This window comes from Anoxybacillus sp. FSL W8-0104, assembly GCF_038004465.1.
In the GTDB taxonomy this organism is placed as follows: Bacteria; Bacillota; Bacilli; order Bacillales; family Anoxybacillaceae; genus Anoxybacillus; species Anoxybacillus flavithermus_G.
Genome location: NZ_JBBOQU010000001.1, coordinates 2,565,435 through 2,584,100, shown reverse-complemented (window position 1 = coordinate 2,584,100; position 18,666 = coordinate 2,565,435). Strand labels below are relative to the sequence as shown.

Annotated in this window: 16 protein-coding genes; 12 read left to right on the top strand and 4 right to left on the bottom strand. The window is 44.2% G+C overall.

From position 1 onward, the window contains the following. Positions 1–35: 35 nt before the first annotated feature. The 9 genes from NST18_RS13795 to NST18_RS13755 all read left to right on the top strand — a co-directional run bounded on the left by NST18_RS13795 (position 36) and on the right by NST18_RS13755 (position 9,180). Entirely contained in the window at positions 36–770 is a 735-nt protein-coding gene (locus NST18_RS13795) for a WecB/TagA/CpsF family glycosyltransferase (RefSeq protein WP_088223527.1), read from the top strand. Beyond that, a complete protein-coding gene (locus tag NST18_RS13790) occupies positions 767–2,299 on the top strand; it encodes a putative polysaccharide biosynthesis protein (RefSeq protein WP_064214377.1) in 1,533 nt (510 codons plus the stop codon). The genes NST18_RS13795 and NST18_RS13790 overlap by 4 nt, the downstream gene beginning before the upstream one ends. Then, positions 2,272–4,164 carry a DUF5693 family protein gene (locus NST18_RS13785; protein ID WP_192951784.1) on the top strand — a complete coding sequence of 631 codons (1,893 nt, stop codon included), beginning with the start codon at positions 2,272–2,274 and terminating at the stop codon, positions 4,162–4,164. The genes NST18_RS13790 and NST18_RS13785 overlap by 28 nt, the downstream gene beginning before the upstream one ends. Then, the gene (gene csaB / locus NST18_RS13780; protein WP_241738708.1) at positions 4,143–5,243 is read left to right on the top strand and encodes a polysaccharide pyruvyl transferase CsaB; all 1,101 of its coding nucleotides are present in this window, start codon (positions 4,143–4,145) and stop codon (positions 5,241–5,243) included. The genes NST18_RS13785 and csaB overlap by 22 nt, the downstream gene beginning before the upstream one ends. A gap of 117 nt (positions 5,244–5,360) precedes the next feature. Then, positions 5,361–5,843, top strand: coding sequence for a competence protein ComK (locus tag NST18_RS13775; protein WP_064214374.1), 483 nt, complete (start codon positions 5,361–5,363; stop codon positions 5,841–5,843). A 40-nt stretch (positions 5,844–5,883) separates the two neighbouring features. Then, positions 5,884–6,312 (top strand): DUF1284 domain-containing protein, encoded by a 429-nt coding sequence (locus tag NST18_RS13770; RefSeq protein WP_064214373.1) that lies wholly within the window; start codon positions 5,884–5,886, stop codon positions 6,310–6,312. 49 nt (positions 6,313–6,361) lie between these two features. After that, on the top strand, positions 6,362–7,708 hold the full coding sequence (locus NST18_RS13765; protein ID WP_064214372.1) for an aspartate kinase: 1,347 nt from the start codon (positions 6,362–6,364) through the stop codon (positions 7,706–7,708). Positions 7,709–7,768: 60 nt separating this feature from the next. Beyond that, on the top strand, positions 7,769–8,689 hold the full coding sequence (locus NST18_RS13760) for a processed acidic surface protein (RefSeq protein WP_004892768.1): 921 nt from the start codon (positions 7,769–7,771) through the stop codon (positions 8,687–8,689). Beyond that, a complete protein-coding gene (locus tag NST18_RS13755) occupies positions 8,653–9,180 on the top strand; it encodes a class D sortase (RefSeq protein ID WP_128356501.1) in 528 nt (175 codons plus the stop codon). The genes NST18_RS13760 and NST18_RS13755 overlap by 37 nt, the downstream gene beginning before the upstream one ends. On the opposite strand, the gene NST18_RS13750 is transcribed toward NST18_RS13755, so the two are convergent. Beyond that, positions 9,181–9,588 (bottom strand): YwpF-like family protein, encoded by a 408-nt coding sequence (locus NST18_RS13750; RefSeq protein WP_035018944.1) that lies wholly within the window; start codon positions 9,586–9,588, stop codon positions 9,181–9,183. Positions 9,589–9,959: 371 nt separating this feature from the next. Here NST18_RS13750 and NST18_RS13745 point away from each other — a divergent pair, with 371 nt between their 5' ends. Continuing rightward, on the top strand, positions 9,960–10,319 hold the full coding sequence (locus tag NST18_RS13745) for a DUF1640 domain-containing protein (RefSeq protein ID WP_004892763.1): 360 nt from the start codon (positions 9,960–9,962) through the stop codon (positions 10,317–10,319). Between the two features lie 21 nt (positions 10,320–10,340). Here NST18_RS13745 and NST18_RS13740 read toward each other — a convergent pair whose 3' ends face one another. Further along, positions 10,341–10,754 carry a helix-turn-helix domain-containing protein gene (locus NST18_RS13740; protein WP_035019283.1) on the bottom strand — a complete coding sequence of 138 codons (414 nt, stop codon included), beginning with the start codon at positions 10,752–10,754 and terminating at the stop codon, positions 10,341–10,343. Positions 10,755–10,945: 191 nt separating this feature from the next. Here NST18_RS13740 and NST18_RS13735 point away from each other — a divergent pair, with 191 nt between their 5' ends. Then, positions 10,946–11,395, top strand: coding sequence for a hypothetical protein (locus NST18_RS13735; protein ID WP_004892759.1), 450 nt, complete (start codon positions 10,946–10,948; stop codon positions 11,393–11,395). Positions 11,396–11,746: 351 nt separating this feature from the next. Here the strand turns inward: NST18_RS13735 and NST18_RS13730 are convergent, their stop codons facing one another. After that, on the bottom strand, positions 11,747–12,613 hold the full coding sequence (locus NST18_RS13730; protein ID WP_004892754.1) for an accessory Sec system S-layer assembly protein: 867 nt from the start codon (positions 12,611–12,613) through the stop codon (positions 11,747–11,749). A gap of 22 nt (positions 12,614–12,635) precedes the next feature. After that, a complete protein-coding gene (gene secA2 / locus NST18_RS13725) occupies positions 12,636–14,966 on the bottom strand; it encodes an accessory Sec system translocase SecA2 (RefSeq protein ID WP_004892751.1) in 2,331 nt (776 codons plus the stop codon). Positions 14,967–15,207: 241 nt separating this feature from the next. Between secA2 and NST18_RS13720 the strand changes: the two genes are divergently transcribed. Beyond that, a complete protein-coding gene (locus NST18_RS13720; RefSeq protein WP_004892747.1) occupies positions 15,208–18,645 on the top strand; it encodes a S8 family peptidase in 3,438 nt (1,145 codons plus the stop codon). Positions 18,646–18,666 lie beyond the last annotated feature (21 nt).

The following is an 18,666-nucleotide window of genomic DNA, read 5'->3' as shown; positions in this document are numbered from 1 at the left end:
TGTTGTCGAATGATCGAAGCGAAGGAGAGTTTTTTATGTCGTTTCAAACGATTCACATACTCGGAGTTCCGTTTGTTCGTGCGACAATGGATGAAATGATGTCCGTCATTCATGCGCACGTCAAACAACAAAAGCCTTGTTTTATCGTGACGGCCAATCCTGAAATTGTTATGAAAGCAAATGAGGAACCGACATACATGGCGACCATTCAGCAAGCGGATTACGTCGTCGCGGATGGCATCGGGGTCGTGAAAGCGGCTGAACTGCTCGGAACGCCGCTTCCAGAGCGAGTGGCTGGCTACGACTTGCTTTGCCGCTGTTTGCAGCTTGCTGATGAGCATGAATATCGCGTATATATGATCGGCGCAAAAGAAAAAGTTGTACAAGCGGCAGCGAAACATGTGCGTGACCGCTATCCGAACGCTCGTTTAGTCGGAGTACGCAACGGCTACTTCGATTGGAACGATGAAACGATCATCGAAGAAGTGAAGCGAGCCGAACCGGATTTTGTTTTTGTCGCGCTAGGCATGGGGAAACAAGAACAATGGATTGCCGAACATATACAGACAGTCGGACGTGGTGTATGGATGGGCGTTGGCGGAAGCTTCGACGTGCTTGCTGGAGTGGTCAAGCGCGCCCCTGAACTATGGATTCGTCTCCATTTAGAATGGTTGTATCGACTGTTAAAACAGCCGACGCGAGCGAAGCGGATGATGGCGTTGCCGCGCTTTGCGTGGACGATTTTAAAGCAGAAGGTTGTTAGAAAATGAGCCAGTCATTTGTGAAAGGGACGATCATTTTAACACTCGGCACGATCATCTCGAAAGTGCTTGGCAGCATTTTTCGCATTCCGTTACAAAACATTGCGGGAGATAAAGTGCTCGGCATTTTTAGTCTCGTTTATCCGCTCTATATGGTTGCGCTCATTTTATCGGTTGCGGGCATTCCGATTGCTGTATCGAAATTAATTTCCGAAGCGCGCGCGCAGCAAAAAGAAGATGAAGTGGCGCGTCTCGTGCAGACGGCGAGCGTGTTGGCATTTAGTTTCGGCGTGCTCAGCTTTTCGCTCCTTGCAGGAGGCTCCTCATGGATCGCCCAAGCACTAGGTGGCGAGGAAGCGCAATGGGCGATTATCGTCGTCAGTACAACGTTACTTATCTCGCCGTATATGGCTGTATATCGCGGCTTTTTCCAAGGGCTCGAAGATATGAAGCCGACAGCTACGTCGCAAGTACTTGAGCAATTTGTGCGCGTTACTTTTATTTTACTTGTTGCTTTTTATATGGTGAAAGCTGCATACCCTGACGATATAATCGCCGGAGCAATTATGATTGGCTCGCCGCTTGGGGCGTTTGCAAGTCTCGTATACTTACGGGCGCTGTATGCCCGCTCTCCTTACCGTCCGAAACGTGTGAAACTAACGCGCACGCAGTGGATGGAGACGAGCAAGACGATTTTAACGTTATCTATCCCGATTGCGCTCGGTGCGCTTGCGATGCCATTTTTAAATTTAGTCGACTCGCTATCTGTTCCGCTCGCGCTTCGTTCATATGGCGTAGGAACAGACGAAACGAGCTATTTATTTGGGCTGTATAGCCGTGGAACAGCCCTTGTGCAAATTGCAACCGTATTTTCATCTTCGCTTGTGCTCCCGCTCATTCCGCTGTTAAGTAAACAGCTAGCAAAAGGGGAAATAAACCGAGCACAGCAAACGATCGAACAGTCGTTTCGTCTATCCCACTTTTTATCATGGCCCATGGCGGCAGGACTCGCCGCTTTAACCGTTCCGCTCAACGTCGCTTTGTTTACAAATGACGAAGGAAGCGCGACGATGGCGGTCGTGTTGGCAAGTTCCATATTCACCTCGCTCGCTTTGCTTGGGACAGGCATTTTACAAGGTATTGGCGAGTCGAAACGAGCTGCTTTCATTATTTTAATAGGCTGTCTCGTGAAATGGGGGACAAACATATTGTTCATTTCTTGGTACGGCTTAATTGGTGCCGGCATTTCGACGTTTGTCACATATGCGTTTATTACATGGATGAACCACGTTGCGATTCGCCGTCACATATCGCTTTCGTTTTGGAATCGAAAGGTCATCGTCTATGTATTTGCCTCGCTTGTTATGGGCATCGGCTTATTTCTCATTTCCCCAACGTGGGGAAGAATGGCGTCGCTCGTGTATGTAGCGATTGCAACAATTGGTGGTGGTTTATTCTATATTGGAATCGCACTTGCGCTCGGTGGAGTAACGCTTCAAGAGCTTCGCCAATGGTTGAATCAAACAAAGAAGGGATGAAACACGTGAAAAAATGGTTGTTGATTATCATCGCGCTTTCGCTCGTGCTCATCGCTCCAGCGGTAGGCAAGCGTCATCAAGTAGAATGGGACAATCGAACGTATGAAATGATAATGCCATATGATGAAATCGAAGCATGGTTGCAAGAAGAAAAAGAAGAAGACGTATGGAAGCAATTGAAAGAAGCTGGGTTAACGACGGTGAGCGTTGAAGCAGAAACGCTCGAGTCACTTGGAAAATCCGGGCGTGTTCTGTTGATAGAGATGAGCGAGTTTAAACGTATGCTTATTTTTGCAAACGAAAATGTCGCTCATCTTCCTTCGCGTGGGCTTGTCGTTTATCCGCTCGATGAAACGTTCCCGCTTGTTTCATCGCTCGAAGCGATGTTTGGCGATGACGTTCAAGCGACGCAAGCAAATGGAAAAACGTATTATATAATCGAAGGAAATGCGAAAAAAATCAAGCGTGTTCCATTAGGATATGATGAAATGAAAATCGCTCATCTCATTGAACAAGGCTTAATGGTTGTGCTCCGTATTCCAGATGCACGTGATATGAACGAAGCGAGTGTACATGTACTTCAACAAATTGAAGCGTTAAAAAATGAACATACATCTAAGTTGTTGCCGACAGGAGAAGAAGTGGCCGGCTACCCAACAGATGTCACAAAATGGGGGGAAGTCTGGAAAGAAGCAGGATATGCTTTACTGTCAACAGAGTTTTACGAAGCGAAAGGGTTGACGGCATTAGCAAAAGCGATGGATATGCACGTTGTTCGTTTACATAGTTTAAATTTAGAGCAGCGAAAGCCAAATGAAGCGGTTGATGTAGCGATTCGTGCGATTAAAGAGCGCAACATTCGCGCCCTATTTATTCGCCCGTATACATCCGAAGAAATAGCACAAAATATTGAAAAAACCGTTTCCGTCATGAAACAAATTGTTCAACATATGCCAAGCCACTATACGCTCGGAAAAAGTGAACCGTTCGCACCAATTGAACGTTCGTCTATTGCTACAATTGGATTTGTGATTGGGGCGACTGCTTTCGTTTTTCTTGCGGTTCGTTCGCTCGTGTCGCCAATGATGGCATCACTTGCCGCTGGCGGAACGCTCATTTTAAGTGTTGTAGGAACGGTGTTGGCGATTGATTTAGCCTTGAAGGCAGTCGCTTTGCTCGTTGCTATCATTACCCCAATATATGCCGCTAAACCTTCTTCCGTCCAAGAAGGATGGCGTGGTACATTTATGGCGTATGGTCGTGCGATTGCCATTTCGTTTGTCGGAATTAGTTGGATTGTGACGATGCTGTATGGAAATGAGTATATGGCTTATGTCGGTGAAGGGTTTCGTGGGGTGAAACTTGTTTACGTCGTTCCGCTTGTTGCCATGGTCGTACTCGTTTTACCTTGGATCATTCGAGAGCCGCTTCTTCCTTTTATGAAGCGACTATGGAAGCATCCGATTACTGTCGGACATGTCGTGCTTAGCTTGATCATTTTCGCTCTGTTGGCGTATTACGTCTTGCGCTCTGGCAATACAGGAACGGCAAGTGCTCTTGAACTAGCAGCGAGACAAAAGTTAGAAGAATGGTTATATGTACGCCCACGCACGAAAGAGTTTTTGCTCGGTTTTCCAGCTTATTTGCTTGCGTTATTTGTCATCAATAAGCAAAAGCAGCTAGGGGCGATCCTCCTTGTCGTTGGGACAATCGGATGGTTGTCGATGATCAATACATTTACACATTTGCATATCCCACTTTTTATTTCATTTGTTCGCACAATGTATAGTCTTGGACTTGGGCTATTTATTGGTATTGCCCTTATTTATGCATATAAGTGGGTATGGAAAAAGGTGATACGATGAACATTGTACTATCTGGATATTACGGTTTTCATAACGTGGGAGACGAAGCCATTTTATATGCGATTATTCAGGCGCTTCGTGCGCATGATCCACATGTGCAAGTGACCGTACTTTCAAACGATCCTGAATTTACAAAACAAACATATGGGGTTCATGCTGTAAATCGTTGGCGAATCGGTGACATCGTTCAGGCGCTCCGTCAAAGCGATGGGTTAATTAGCGGTGGCGGAAGTTTGCTTCAAGATCAAACAGGATGGCGCAGCATTCCGTACTATACGGGGATCATGCAAATTGCCAAATGGCTTGGCAAACCGGTCATGGTGTACGCACAAGGCATGGGTCCTGTCAACAACAAGCCAAATCAATGGTTGATGAAATGGACGTTAAATCAAGTCGATCGTCTTACGGTGCGCGATGAACCGTCTGCACAACTATTAAAAACGCTAGGTGTAACGAAACCGATTACTGTCGTACCTGATCCGGTGATGGGACTAGAGCCGCCGACAACGCCAACAGTTTGGTGGCAACAACAGTCGTTTACACGTCCGGTCATTGCTGTTTCCGTACGGGATTGGACGCGCGGTCGCGATTTTGAAAGAAAAATTGCCGTCGCGCTTGACCGTTCGATTGAAGCAGGTTTTGATGTTGTATTCATCCCGATGCATGGACATCATGATGATCAAACGTCCCGTCGTGTGTTAGCGATGATGAAAGAGCGCGCCGTCGTTGCTCCTTATGATGCAAGCATTGAAGAAAAAATGGCGATGATCGCAAGTGCTGACTTGCTTGTCGGGATGCGTTTACATGCGTTAATTTTTGCGGCGGTCGTTCATACACCGTTTATTGCTTTATCATACGATCCGAAAATTGATGCATTTGCCGAGCAAGCAAACCAACCGGTGTTTGCGCATGTCGAACGAGACGACTGGGACGGTGAAGCACTATTTTCATATATTCAGCAATGTATGAACGAACGAGAAGAGCGAAAAGAAGCGATGATTCAAGCTGTCGCACCGCTCCAACAAACAGCCCAACAAACGGCCAAAGAAGCGCTCGCTTTGTTAAAGCGCAACATTTAGAAAAAAAAGGAAAACAATTTACTGTTTAGTCCCGGACATTTTCCGGGATTTTTATTGTTAAAATTATGAAAATTCATTATAATAATAGCGAACATATATTTGTGAGGGGGAGTTTGGATGGAACGGATGGAAGAGTACATGATTATGGAGGAGACAGCTGCACTTGTGCCACAATATGATTCATACGGCCGGCTTGGGACGATCGTTTACGAATTGTACAACACGTACAAAGTAGAGCAATCGCCGAAAGAGATTATACAACAAAGCTGCCGTTACTACGGAAGTACATATGAAGGAAAAGTTCACGCGGCAAAACATATTCTCGGCATTCGGCAAATGGTTCCGATCTCCGTTTGTGAAGCGCTTCGGCTCTACTTCTTTCCAACATGTTCTCCTGACAGCGATCGATGCATATGGATTGCACCATCCCACATCAAGATGATACAACCGTATGAGAAAAAGAAAACGAAAGTCATTTTAAAAAATAAACAAGAACTCATTGTCGACATCCAAAAAGGAACGTTGGAAGGAAAAATGTATAAAACAGCGATGCTTATGGTTACTTTACAACAAAGAATGATGAATAACTATGAAAAGTAGTGTATAATATTTCGAGGATAAAAAAGAAAAGAGGACCATTATGCGAACGTTGCGAGGACATCATTTATTATGCGTACACGGCTTCCAAGGCATGGGATATAGTGAATCGTTCGTCGAAAAGATGACTGAAATCGTTGCGTTTATGCGCGATGACCGTACGGATGGCTCGATTCGCGTCATCGCCGCCCTTGATGAAGCGTGTTATGCGTGTCCCCACCATGGAGTAGACCGTTGCGAGGCAGATGAACAATCGAACGATCATGTGCTGACGATGGATCGGCGTGTACTAAACCATTTACAGCTCAAAGAAAACGAAGTGTATATGAAATCTGAGCTCATTGAACGAACGAAGCAAGCGGTTGAACCAGATGATCTAGATGTGCTTTGTGCTGGCTGTTCATGGCTATCGTATGGTGTGTGCAAAGAAGGAATACGAAAATTGAAAAATTTTTCTGACAAAAGAGATTGAAGATGTGCTATGATAAGGAAATAAAAATAGAAAGAAAGGGTTATGGCATATGAAAGTAGCAAAATTCGGGGGAAGTTCTGTTGCCAATGCACAGCAATTTCAAAAAGTAGCCAACATCGTCACATCGGATGATGCGCGCAAATTTGTCGTCGTCTCTGCGCCGGGAAAGCGATGCAAAGATGATACGAAGATGACAGATTTATTAATTACGCTTGCAAAAAAAGTAATTGAACATGACATATACGAAGGGGTGCTTGCGCAAGTTGTCGCACGTTATGATGAAATCGTCACCGATTTACATTTATCACGTGACATTTTAGACGTCATTTCGGCAAGCTTACAACAAATGATTGATACGTATCGCGATCAACCAAAGCGCTTGCTTGATGCATTAAAGGCGAGCGGAGAAGATAACAATGCGAAGCTGATGGCACACTACCTTCGTCAGCTCGGTTATGAAGCGCACTATGTCAATCCGAAAGACGCCGGCATTTTCGTCACAGATGAGCCGGGCAATGCACAAATTTTACCTGAGTCATATGAGCAACTGGCAAAATTAAAGGAAAGAAGCGGCATTTTAGTTATCCCAGGCTTTTTCGGCTATTCGCGTTCAGGGCATATCGTCACGTTCCCACGCGGCGGTTCGGATATTACCGGTTCGATCGTTGCGGCAGGAGTTGGCGCTGAACTATACGAAAACTTTACCGATGTCGATTCCATTTATTGCGTCAATCCGTCGATCGTGGAACATCCGTGCCAGCTGAGAGAATTAACATATCGTGAAATGCGTGAATTGTCGTATGCCGGTTTCTCGGTGTTTCACGATGAAGCGCTTGAACCTGTGTATCGCCGTGGCATTCCGGTATGCGTGAAAAATACGAACAACCCGGAAGCGCCGGGGACGATGATCGTCGCAACGAGAGACCATCGCGATCGCCCTGTAGCAGGTATCGCAAGCGATACAGGATTTTGCAGCATTAACGTCAGCAAATATTTAATGAACCGCGAAATCGGATTTGGGCGCCGTCTACTACAAATTTTAGAAGATGAAGGTATTTCATACGAACATACGCCATCAGGCATTGACAATATGTCGGTCATTTTACGCGAAGAACAATTAGCTGGCGATGTGGAACGCCGCGTACTAGACCGCATTGTGAAAGAATTGCGTGTCGATGAAGTATCGATTGAACGCGATTTAGCGCTTATTATGGTCGTTGGGGAAGGGATGGAGCGGAGCGTCGGTATTGCGGCGAAGGCTACAGCTGCATTTGCCCGCGCCAACGTCAATATTGAAATGATTAACCAAGGTTCCTCAGAAGTAAGCATGATGTTTGGCGTCAAAGCGGATGCGGTTGAAAAAGCGGTGCGCGCCTTATATGAAGTATATTTCTAATCGTATAAAAATGGAATAATCGAACAAAATAACCATAGCACACATAAGGGAGGAAAATACATGCGCGTGCTATGGTTATTTGTTTTTTTAGTTGCCACACCTGTGCAAGCAGCCATTTCCGAAGAGGCGCTACAACAATACGTACAAGACATCGGTTGGACGATGGACGATTTAACGCGCTATTTAGCGAAATGGAATATGACGATCGAAGATTTTTCTTCATTGGAGGCGTTAAAAGAGCAATTAGGCACACCCATCACGCCTGATCGGCTTGATGCCCTATTACAGCGTTATGAAATGACGCAAGAAGAAGCGGAAGCGCTTCTCGGACAATTTGGCGAACAACTGCAACAATATACGTTTATTGAAGATTTAGCATATGCCTTATCGTTTTACCGCGATCGTTACGATACGATGCAAGCGATGACCGATATTTTAGCGACGATTGGACTAACGGAAAACGAAATTCGAGGATTAATTGAACGTACTCCTCTGTCTGCGAAACAAACGCTTGAACGCCTTGACGACCAAATACAAACGCTTGTGCTGCGTGACTTATCCAAACCGCTAACGAAAAAAGAGCGGGAAGCCATGCTCACCTTTTGGAACGAATGGCTGTCGCTGTATCGTCTGCAAGCGAAAGTGTTTGAAGTAAACGAACATGGGCGAAAACCGATTTCGTTTGAACAAATAGAAACAGCGACAGCCCCTGTCGTTATGGAATGGTATGATGAAAGAGGAAATTTCGTAGCCGATTTATATATTCCGTCTGAACGGCTGAATTCGAGCGTGTTGATTGATGCAAGCGAACAACTTGCACACATTGGGAAGATGGCACTTGATTTAGAAAGCGGTTTGCTTGTTGCGCGAATGCCGAAAACTGCTTCTTCGTACGGGATGAACATATTGATCGGTGTCGCTCTACTCTTTGTGAGCTTCGTGTTATGGAAGAAGGGAAAACGATGCGAGCCGTTGCGATAGCATGTTTTCTTTTTAGCGCATCGTTCATTTGGACAAATGCGTTCGGTTGGTATAAAGCGTATGAAGCGGTAAAACGGAGCGACCAACCTACTGTACAACAAGGTGATGTGATCGGCACGCTTTTTATGCCGAAACTAAACATATCCATGCCGATTTATGAAGGATTGCAACAGTTAAATAAAGGGGTGGCGCTCGATGAACGAAGTGCGCTTCCGGGGAAAGGTAATCATACGATTTTAGCAGGGCATCGCGATACGGTATTTCGTCAGCTTGGCGACATTCAACGAGGAGACGAGCTAGTCATTCGCACGAACGATCAAACATGGACGTACGTCGTTCAACATATTCGCATCGTCAAGCCAGATGATAAAACGGTGCTCGTCCCAAAAGCGCATCCGACGCTTACGTTAATTACATGTTATCCGTTTCGCTGGATCGGGGATGCGCCGAATCGATACGTTGTCATTGCCAAACAAAAAGGGGCTGGATAATCAGCCTCTTTTTGTATGCATGTGTTCTTTAAATTGTTGCAGAAGCGTTTCACCGTGTAGTCCACGGTGAACTAAATCTTCAAGCACAACTTCAGCTAAATTCGACCGTTTGACGAGCGTCGCATCCATTAGTACACTCATTCGTTCACTCATTATCGTTATCGAGCGAACGGTCGCACGTACATGGGCAGGATCGTTCGTTTTGCGTGAAATGGTCACAAGCGCATCAAACGTTGCTCCGCTTTCTTTTAACGATGTAAATAGCTCGCGGTATGTTTGCTCGACGTACGCTTCGATCAGCCACTGCTTGTTTTCATCTTCTTTATTGATTATTAACCCATCAATAAGTGGAATATCTTGCTTTTGTTCATGCAATAGTGTGAGGGCAACGAGCTTAAATGTTTTCACCGCATCCACCTCGCAACAGTAGTTGCCTTTATTATATCATATGAAGAATATGTAACAAAAAAAGAAAAGAAAAAGTAAAAATTGAATTTTCGGCTACTTTTTTTGCGAGAAATGGCTGAAAAACGGCGAAAAAATAAAAAAATCGGCTTGAAAATTAAAAAATCGAAATTTTACATCATTTTTGTATTTTTGTATCATATAGACCGAGGAGGTGATAAAAAGCAATTCCTCTCAACTTCCTTCCAAAATGTGTCCTCTTACTGCTCCCTCACAGTTTGGCTAGCATCCTCTCCGCTAGCCTCTTTTTTTCAATTGACCAACTATGGTCGGAGTGGTATGCTAGGGGTAAAAATGAAAGGGGTGAATGAAACGTGGAAAGCCAAGTGTTACAAGCAGTGAAAGAATTGCTTTATGAAGTACGTGAAATGCGTGGGGAAATAGAAAACTTGAAACAAGAGATGCAAAGCTTTAAGCAAGAAATGCGCGCAGAGATGGAAAGCTTCAAGCAAGAAATGCGCGCAGAGATGGAAAGCTTCAAGCAAGAGATGCGCGCAGAAATGGAAAGCTTTAAGCAAGAAATACGCGAAGAAGTAAAAGAACTGCATGTGCGCATCGGAAAGTTAGAAACAAAAGTGGACAAGCTGCATGACAAATTTGAACTGCACGCACAAAAGCAATGGCAAACGGAAGCAGATGTATATCGTTTAAAAAAATTAATCGGCATTGAATAAAGGGCAGAAAACGCCCCTTTTTTATTTCAATGCTTCAATCATTTCATCGATCATCTTTATGACGATCTCTTCCAAACGTTTGCGTTTATGCGTCGGTAATGACTGCAACGCATATAATCGTTTCGCAAGCTCCGGCTGTTCATTGATGTAGCGAATAACGGATAACTGCTCATCGCTCATGTCATTTGTCCCGTATGCCAATCGTACTTCTTGCAATAGTTGTTCATCTGTCGGGTGTTTACCGAGCAAAAAATCAGTGCTGACGAGAAATAAATCACTCATGTCGATAATCGACTGCAAATCAGGAAGCACTTCACCGTTTTCCCATTTACTCACTTTCGAACGAGACACGTTTAATCGCTGTGCCAATTGTTCTTGCGTCCAATCGTGTGCGTTGCGCAAACGCCTAATTTGTTCTCCGATATGTTGTAACATCATCTTCCACCAAATTCCCTTTTTCTTTTTACGATAGAAGAAGAAAGGGGGATTGTTTGTTCTTTTTGAGAACAAACAAACAAAATGTTCGTTTTCAGAACAAAAATAAACAGTCTTTTTGTCGAAAAAAGTTGAATGAATATTCGAAAAATGTAAAAATATACATTGGAAAAACTTGAGGGGGATGATGAATGATGAATATTTATTTTTCCAATTTCATTGTTCATGAAGCGAAAAAAAGAGGGAAAACGTGTGAGGTGCTTATTAAAGAAAAGCCGAATCCTCCATTTTATGAATCTCGCACAATCGAACCCATTCACTTTTCTGACTCACTTCAGTTTATTTCACCGATGAACAAGCGGCCTCTTGAACCGATGCGCTACCGCATGATTACGTGTACAACAAAAGACGATTTATTTTTATTTTTTAAAACGGTAGATGATCAATTAATGATTGTCATTACGTTTTTATTTGGAAAAGGAAAAGTGCAAATATGTGTACGGCGTTGGAATGACCACGAGAAGTGTTACATCCCCGCATCGATGAATGACCTCACAGCTGCTGAAGAACGAGCCATCTTATGTACTTTCCGCTCAGTTTCTATTCGTTCTGGGCAGAAAATTCAATATTGTTTATTTTGAACGTGTGAGGGAAGGGAATATATGCTTGTCAACAAAAAATTTATACCAAAAAAACTAAAAATATGTTTGTTAAACATAAAAAATGATGCTAAAATATAACCGTAGTACTATTTCCTTCTGTTTATAATAGAGAGCGGTTGGTGGCCAGAGGCAAAGAAAAAGGGGCTGATGAATTTCATCAGCCCCTTTTTCTTTATAAAGGGATAGGAAAGTATAAAATTTTGGATGCAGGGAGATGTCTAGCTCCAAGTGCTATCGGCTCGAGTCGCTCCGTCCCACACTGCGGCGGCGACAGCCTCCTCGGTGGGACTCGTGCGCTCTTCGCCGATAGGCAAGCACTTTGCGCTTTTCTTATTGTGGAATATAGGCTCGCCATGTAGAGAAATCAACTGTTTCTTTTTGGACGAGTGATTTTGGAAAGATAAACGTCCACGGTTTGCTTGTATTTGCTTTTACTTCCAACTGCAATGTAAACGCTCCGCGTGCAACAATATCTCCTGATGCATCTTCGACAGCTAATGGCATTTGCTCGAATGTAATGTTTTTGTCGCTACCATTGCGAATCAGTAACGTGACGACTAAATCTCCCTCTTCGTTCATGCGGGCTTGCAATCCCATCACGTTCACTTCGCTTTGTTTCGGTGGGGTAAGCGAACGAACGAGTTGCTCGAGTTTTTGTTTATCTTCTTCTTTTAAATGTTGCTCCCAACTTTCTTCTAAATCTAGTCGATGTGGCTTTTTTAATTCAAACGCTAACTTCCATCCTGTTTCTGGAATATGTTCTGTATATAAGTCACTTGTTGTAAATACAAATCGCCACGGGCGACTGCTTTTTGGTGGAATGTCGCCAAGTTCGTGCATTGGAAATATTTTTCGCCCGATTACTTTCCCATCCGGTCCAATTAACAACAGTGGTGTTTGCTCAAAACGAATCGATCGATCCAAACTGTTTCGCACAAACGCTGTAACAACATAACGATCCCCTTCTTTTTTCCATTCAATTCCTGATAGTGATACTTGATTTTTTTTCAATGGCGGCAGTTCGTTATTAACGTATTGAAAATAATATTTTTGTTCGGTCGTTAGCGACATGAGCGGATGAATCGATAATGTCGTATGCACGTCTTCATCTTGTTGTTCACTTGCGCCGTCAAATAATTGCTCTGCTTGAACGGTGCTATCTTCCCCTTGTTTTTTCTTTTTGAAAAATGGAAACATCGTTCCATCTCCTTTCCTCAATTTAAATAAGTAGCTGGGCAAGTTGTTGGGAAGCATCTTTTTCTAAACGATGGTACATAAGTGTAAAGAGTTCCAACCCTTCTTTTGCATATTGGCGAATCGGATCTTCTTGTCCGTAATAGCGCAACCCAATTCCTTCCTTTAATAGTTCCATTGCCTCTAAATGTTTTGTCCAATGAAAGTCGATAAGCGAAAGCAACGCCCGTTGAAGCGCCCATTGTTGTTCTTCGGTGTACGGGCATGAAGAAACGCGCTCTTTCCATGTTTCAACGGCTCGTTGAACGATCGTTTCCACTTCTTGTTGTTCGACCACACCAACTATATCAATTTGTTCGTTTGTGACGATGCGAACTGTTTCTACTAAACGCGCAACATCCCATTCTTCTGGAATGGCATCTTCTGGACACGTATAAGCTATTTCTCTTTCTAAAAACGACGGAACCATGTTGACAACAATGGCTACGACATCATTCGCCTCTAGCACGCGATTGCGCAGCGTATAAATGGTGCGGCGTTGCTCGTTTAGTACGTCATCGAGCTTTAAGTTATATTCGCGCATCGAGAAGTTGCTTCCTTCACAAATGCGCTGTACGCGGTTAACAAATTCATGCACGTCTTTGTTTAACACTTCGCCTTCTTCATTTACACGAAGCGACTTTTTCATTTTCTCCAGCTCCTCTTTGGCGAAGCGGCGAAACATATCATCTTCGAGCGAAATGAAAAATTGCGAACGACCGGGATCACCTTGGCGGCCAGCGCGTCCTTTTAGCTGATTGTCAATGCGGCGGCTTTCGTGGCGCTCTGTACCAAGGACGTATAAACCGCCAAGCTCAGCGACTCCTTCCCCGAGCATAATGTCCGTCCCCCGTCCAGCCATATTTGTCGCAATCGTAATTTGTCCTTTTTGGCCAGCGCGCGAAATGAGCTCGACTTCTTGTTCGACGCTTTTTGCGTTTAACAATTGGAACGATAGTCCTTCTTCAGCTAAATATTTCGCCACCTTTTCCGACTGTAAAATGGACGTCGTGCCGATGAGCATCGGCTGTCCTGTTTCATGCACGCGCTTTGCTTCTTTTGCGACCGCCTTATATTTCGCGTCAATGGAAATAAAAATGCGGTCAGGCAAGTCTTGACGGATAACAGGGCGGTTTGTCGGAATTTGTACGACATCCATTCCATACAACGTTTGAAACTCTCTTTCCTCCGTTTTTGCTGTACCTGTCATGCCGGATAAAATCGGATAAAGACGGAAATAGTTTTGAATCGTAATCGATGCTTGAATTTTGTTTTCTTCGGTTATTTCGAGACCTTCTTTTGCCTCGATCGCTTGATGAAGCCCGTTGCTTAAGCTACGTCCTTCCATCGGGCGGCCGGTAAACATGTCAATAAGCAATACTTTTCCGTCTTTGACGATATAATCAACATCGCGTGTAAACATGACGGATGCGCGCAACGCTTGAATGACGTAATGATATAACACTTGATGTTCAAGGTCATATAAGTTTTCGATTCCGAATCCTTTTTCAATCTTTTCAATGCCTTGCTCGGTTAAGTTAACGGTTTTTGTTTCTTCATCGTATTCGTAATCTTCATCGCGAACGAAATGTTTCACGATACGTGCGCATAAGTAGCTTAGTTCCGAGCTTACGCCTGTTTTACCCGCGATAATGAGAGGGGTTTTCGCTTCGTCAATTAATACGCTATCGACTTCATCGATAATCGCATAATGAAATGGGCGTTGGACACGATCAGCGACGCTATACACCATATGATCGCGCAAATAGTCAAAGCCAAACTCGTTGCCGACACCGTACGTAATATCGGCGTTGTATGCTGCTTTTTTCTCCTCTGGTGTCATTTGTGGCAAATTTAAGCCAACCGTCAGCCCTAGAAACTCATGAATTTTTCCGGTTAAGTCACGGTCACGACGAGCTAAATAGTCGTTGACCGTAATGACGTGCACCCCTTTTCCTTCAAGGGCACGCAAATAACTTGGGGCGGAAGCAACGAGCGTTTTTCCTTCTCCTGTCGCCATTTCTGCGATATTTCCTTCCGCAAGCACAAGACCACCGATGAGTTGAACGTCAAAATGGCGCATGCCCAGTACACGTTTCGATGTCTCTCTCACGGCCGCAAACGCTTCTGCTTGTATATCAAATACCGTTTCGCCACGCTCGAGCCGTTGTTTAAACTCGCTTGTTTTTGCGCGCAGTTCGTCATCTGTCAAAGCTTCAAATGTCGGTTCAAGCTCGTTGATACGCGCAACGATTTTATAATAGTTTTTAAGTTTTCGTTCATCGCTGTTTACTAGTTTTTTTATGTAAGACAACATGGGGAACCTTCTCCTTCGCTGTAAATCAAATCGTTTCAACGTACAGTATACCATTGTTCTCAAAATGTTTCACGACCCGGAAAATATTTCTTTACTTTTTGTTTGTTAGATGATATTGTGAGTTTATTAGGACAATTTATCAAAATATGAAACTTTTTTTCGTTAATAGCAGGTGTATTTACCTTCCGTGGCGAATACATATGTTACATTCTTGTTACATTCTCTTTAAGGAGGCTTTTTTATGAAAAGGTGGAAGAAGATCGCATTATCTGTTAGTTTAGCTTCATCACTTATCGTACCAACGTTCGCCCAAGCGTCGACGGAAGCGCCAATCGCACAGTGGAAAAAACAAACGACGACAGCATCGGCTTCACTTGCGTACAAAAAGTTCGAAGATGCACAAAACCAAGTGAGCACCGATACGCTCATCGTAAAGTACAATAAAAAAATTCCAACGGCGGTACATCGTAGTTTAGGAGCGACATTAAAACAGTCGTTTCCGCAACTAGGATATGATGTTGTGACAGTGAAAAAAGGGAAAAGTTTGCAAGAGGTAATGAGAAACTATGCGAAATTAAAAGCCGTCAAAAGCGTGACCCCAAGTTTTACATACAAACGGCTCGGTTCCCTTGATCCGAAAGCAGACCATATGTATTTACTGTCGCTGTTAAATGTGGACAAAGCGATCAAGCTCGCGGGAAAACATAGCGTGACTGTCGCGGTCATTGATACAGGTATGGATACGAAACATCCAGAGTTAAAAGGACACCTCCTTCCTGCTTACAATGCGATGAACCCAGCAGGTGCGCCAATCAAAGACGTGCACGGGACACATGTCGCAGGCATTATCGGTGCCAATGCTAATAACGGTGTTGGGGCGCATGGTGTGAATCCGAACGTAAAAATTTTACCGATTGACGTGTTTGGTGGGGGACTTGGAGCGAACGATTATACGATCGCCCAAGGTATTTTATATGCGATTGAAAAAGGGGCAAAAGTCATTAATATGAGCCTTGGCGGCTATTTTAGCTCACCGATTTTAGAAGAAGCTGTTCAAAAAGCGATTGATGCAGGCATTACCGTCGTTGCCGCAGCAGGAAACGACGCGACCGATATGTATTCCACTCCAGCTGCATATGAAGGTGTCATTAGCGTGGGGGCAACCGACAGCAAAAATAAACTTGCTGAGTTTTCAAACTATGGCCCGTCCGTTGACCTCGTTGCACCGGGGGCGGACGTATATAGCCCGATTTACGACCATGCGAAAGGCTCGTCTTTTGCAGAGCTAAGTGGAACGTCGATGGCATCACCCGTCGTTGCAGGCGTAGCATCGCTTCTTTTATCGAAATATCCGAATTTAAAACCATATCAAGTGGAATGGATTTTAGAGCGCACCGCAACGGATTTAGGTGAAAAAGGATACGACTTAACGTACGGCAACGGCCTAGTCAATCCAGTTGCAGCGCTACAATATAACATAAAAAACGTACCGCAACAAGAAAAATGGAACGATGAAACGATTTTAGCAAAAGCGCCAGTCATTGATGCGAAAGAACTGTATGTGAAACAAGGTTCGTTCACAAAGCCAGAGGAAATGCATTGGGTGAAAGTAAACGTCCAACAAGGTGAAAGCGTGCAAGCGCTATTAGAAGGAGCAGAGACGTACGACTATAAGCTCGTTTTCCGCTTCTATCCTGAAGGAAAAACAACGTCTGAAAAGCCGATTCAAGTGAATGACGGCCGCGCAGGTGAAATGGAAGCGAAACTATTCACAGCAAAACAACCAGGTGTGCTTGCGATCGGAGTCACAGATGCGAACGGCAACTACAATTTACAAGGAAAGTCAACATATACGTTAGCTGTCCAGTCGTTTACAGAACTTGCGGACGATGGCTTGACGAAAGAAAACCCAGCGACGATTGAACAATTACCGTTTTCTTTAGAAAACTTAACGTTCGTTCCAGAAAACAATGAAAGCGACCGCGACTACTTCCAATTTACCGTCGCAGAGCCGACAACCGTGAAGTTTCAACTGTCTCCTGTGCCGGGCATCGACTCTTCTTTACACGTATATGTAGCGGAAGACTTGTATCGTCCAGTCGATCCAGATGCGAAATATGAAGAAATACCGTTCCCGATCGCGTCAGGAAACAACAACGGCGTCGGCAAAGGGGAGACGATGACGTTTGAAGCGCAACCGGGCGTCGAATATGTGCTCGAAGCGTCAAGCGAACCGATGGACGGATTTTATCCAATGGTGCCTGATATGGCAATGTCAAGCAACAAAGTAAAAGAAGCAACCGCTTCAGCAATCCCGTATCAAATAAGCGCCGAGGCGATTACGCTCCCACAAGATGAAGACAGCCTCCCAGCACGTGAACCGATGTCGTCGGAAGAAGGGGCTGTGGAACAAGCCAAAAAAGCGGCCGTCAATATGCGCAAACCAGACGACATCATTACCATTGGCGATGACGGAAGCTGGAGCTACTTTGAAAACAAACAAGTCGCACAAATTAAAGAAAATGCTCTACCTTACAACATCGGCGATCGCGCCGAGGCGTTTATTCAATTTAGCTACGACCAAGATTTTTACAAGTTAACGGTACCGAAAACAGCGATATATCAATTTTCATTCGCAACACCTGACGATATGATGCCGTCAGCCGTTTTGTTTGAATACGATGAGAAAAAAGACGATCTTGTGCCAGTCAACCCGTTCTACCCATTCGATTCGATGACAGGGAAAAAACAATCCGACTGGACGCTCATTCTCGAAGAAGGAAAAACGTATTACATGTCAGTACAAAATGACTACTATCGACCAGTTGCCGATCCGTATGTCATCACATCGAAAAAATTGCTCGACGCACCGACAGATAAAAACGAAAAAAATAACGAACCAATTCAAGCAACCGTTATGAACGTCAATGATGTGAAAAAAGGAAACCTTGTCCTTCCAAACGACAGCGATTACTATTACTACAAACATCAGAAAGCGACCGAACTGTTGACGTTTTATGCAAAACCAAGCAAACAAAACGCATCGCTTCCGAAAGCGTTGCGCGGCACATTAATTCCAATCGTATCTGTTGTTGAAGATACGAACGGAAATATGACGATTGACGAGGACGAATACAATAAAGCTGTCACGTTTTATCCAAACGATCGGAGCCCGTTATACGACGTAAACGGTTCGTTCCGAGCGAAGAAAAATGTCGGATATTTCTTTATCGTCAATCCGCTTATGAGGGATGGATTGTTGCTTCAGTCGTATAACTTTGGTATTCAGTCGCTCAATAAAAAAGATGAAGATGCATCATCTGTCATGAAAAACAATGTGCCGTCCAAACCGCTTTCGCTAAATAAAAAAGGAAATACGTACGAAGCGAAAGGGTATATGAACGTTGTTGATTACGGCGACAAAGACGCATACAAATTCGTCGTTGCAAAAGACGGCACATTTACATTTAAACTCGATGTACCAGGCACGATGGATGGCGTTATCTCCATTTTTGATGCGAAAGGACGGGTCGTTCAAACGTACGACTATTACGGTGATGGCGATGCTGAAATCGGCACGCTATCTTTGAAAAAAGGAACGTACTATGTCGTCGTCGAAGAATCGCTTGCTCGGCCAAACGCCAACCCATATACGCTCTCGATTATAAAAAATAGATGACATAAAGGCTGTCTGTAATTA

Bases quoted from the DNA above. Each gene is read 5' to 3' on its own strand.
- NST18_RS13795 (WP_088223527.1), top strand. From the start codon at position 36: ATGTCGTTTCAAACGATTCACATACTCGGAGTTCCGTTTGTTCGTGCG.
- NST18_RS13790 (WP_064214377.1), top strand. From the start codon at position 767: ATGAGCCAGTCATTTGTGAAAGGGACGATCATTTTAACACTCGGCACG.
- NST18_RS13785 (WP_192951784.1), top strand. From the start codon at position 2,272: ATGGTTGAATCAAACAAAGAAGGGATGAAACACGTGAAAAAATGGTTG.
- csaB (WP_241738708.1), top strand. From the start codon at position 4,143: ATGGAAAAAGGTGATACGATGAACATTGTACTATCTGGATATTACGGT.
- NST18_RS13775 (WP_064214374.1), top strand. From the start codon at position 5,361: ATGGAACGGATGGAAGAGTACATGATTATGGAGGAGACAGCTGCACTT.
- NST18_RS13770 (WP_064214373.1), top strand. From the start codon at position 5,884: ATGCGAACGTTGCGAGGACATCATTTATTATGCGTACACGGCTTCCAA.
- NST18_RS13765 (WP_064214372.1), top strand. From the start codon at position 6,362: ATGAAAGTAGCAAAATTCGGGGGAAGTTCTGTTGCCAATGCACAGCAA.
- NST18_RS13760 (WP_004892768.1), top strand. From the start codon at position 7,769: ATGCGCGTGCTATGGTTATTTGTTTTTTTAGTTGCCACACCTGTGCAA.
- NST18_RS13755 (WP_128356501.1), top strand. From the start codon at position 8,653: ATGGAAGAAGGGAAAACGATGCGAGCCGTTGCGATAGCATGTTTTCTT.
- NST18_RS13740 (WP_035019283.1), bottom strand. From the start codon at position 10,754: ATGTTACAACATATCGGAGAACAAATTAGGCGTTTGCGCAACGCACAC.
- NST18_RS13735 (WP_004892759.1), top strand. From the start codon at position 10,946: ATGATGAATATTTATTTTTCCAATTTCATTGTTCATGAAGCGAAAAAA.
- NST18_RS13730 (WP_004892754.1), bottom strand. From the start codon at position 12,613: ATGTTTCCATTTTTCAAAAAGAAAAAACAAGGGGAAGATAGCACCGTT.
- secA2 (WP_004892751.1), bottom strand. From the start codon at position 14,966: ATGTTGTCTTACATAAAAAAACTAGTAAACAGCGATGAACGAAAACTT.
- NST18_RS13720 (WP_004892747.1), top strand. From the start codon at position 15,208: ATGAAAAGGTGGAAGAAGATCGCATTATCTGTTAGTTTAGCTTCATCA.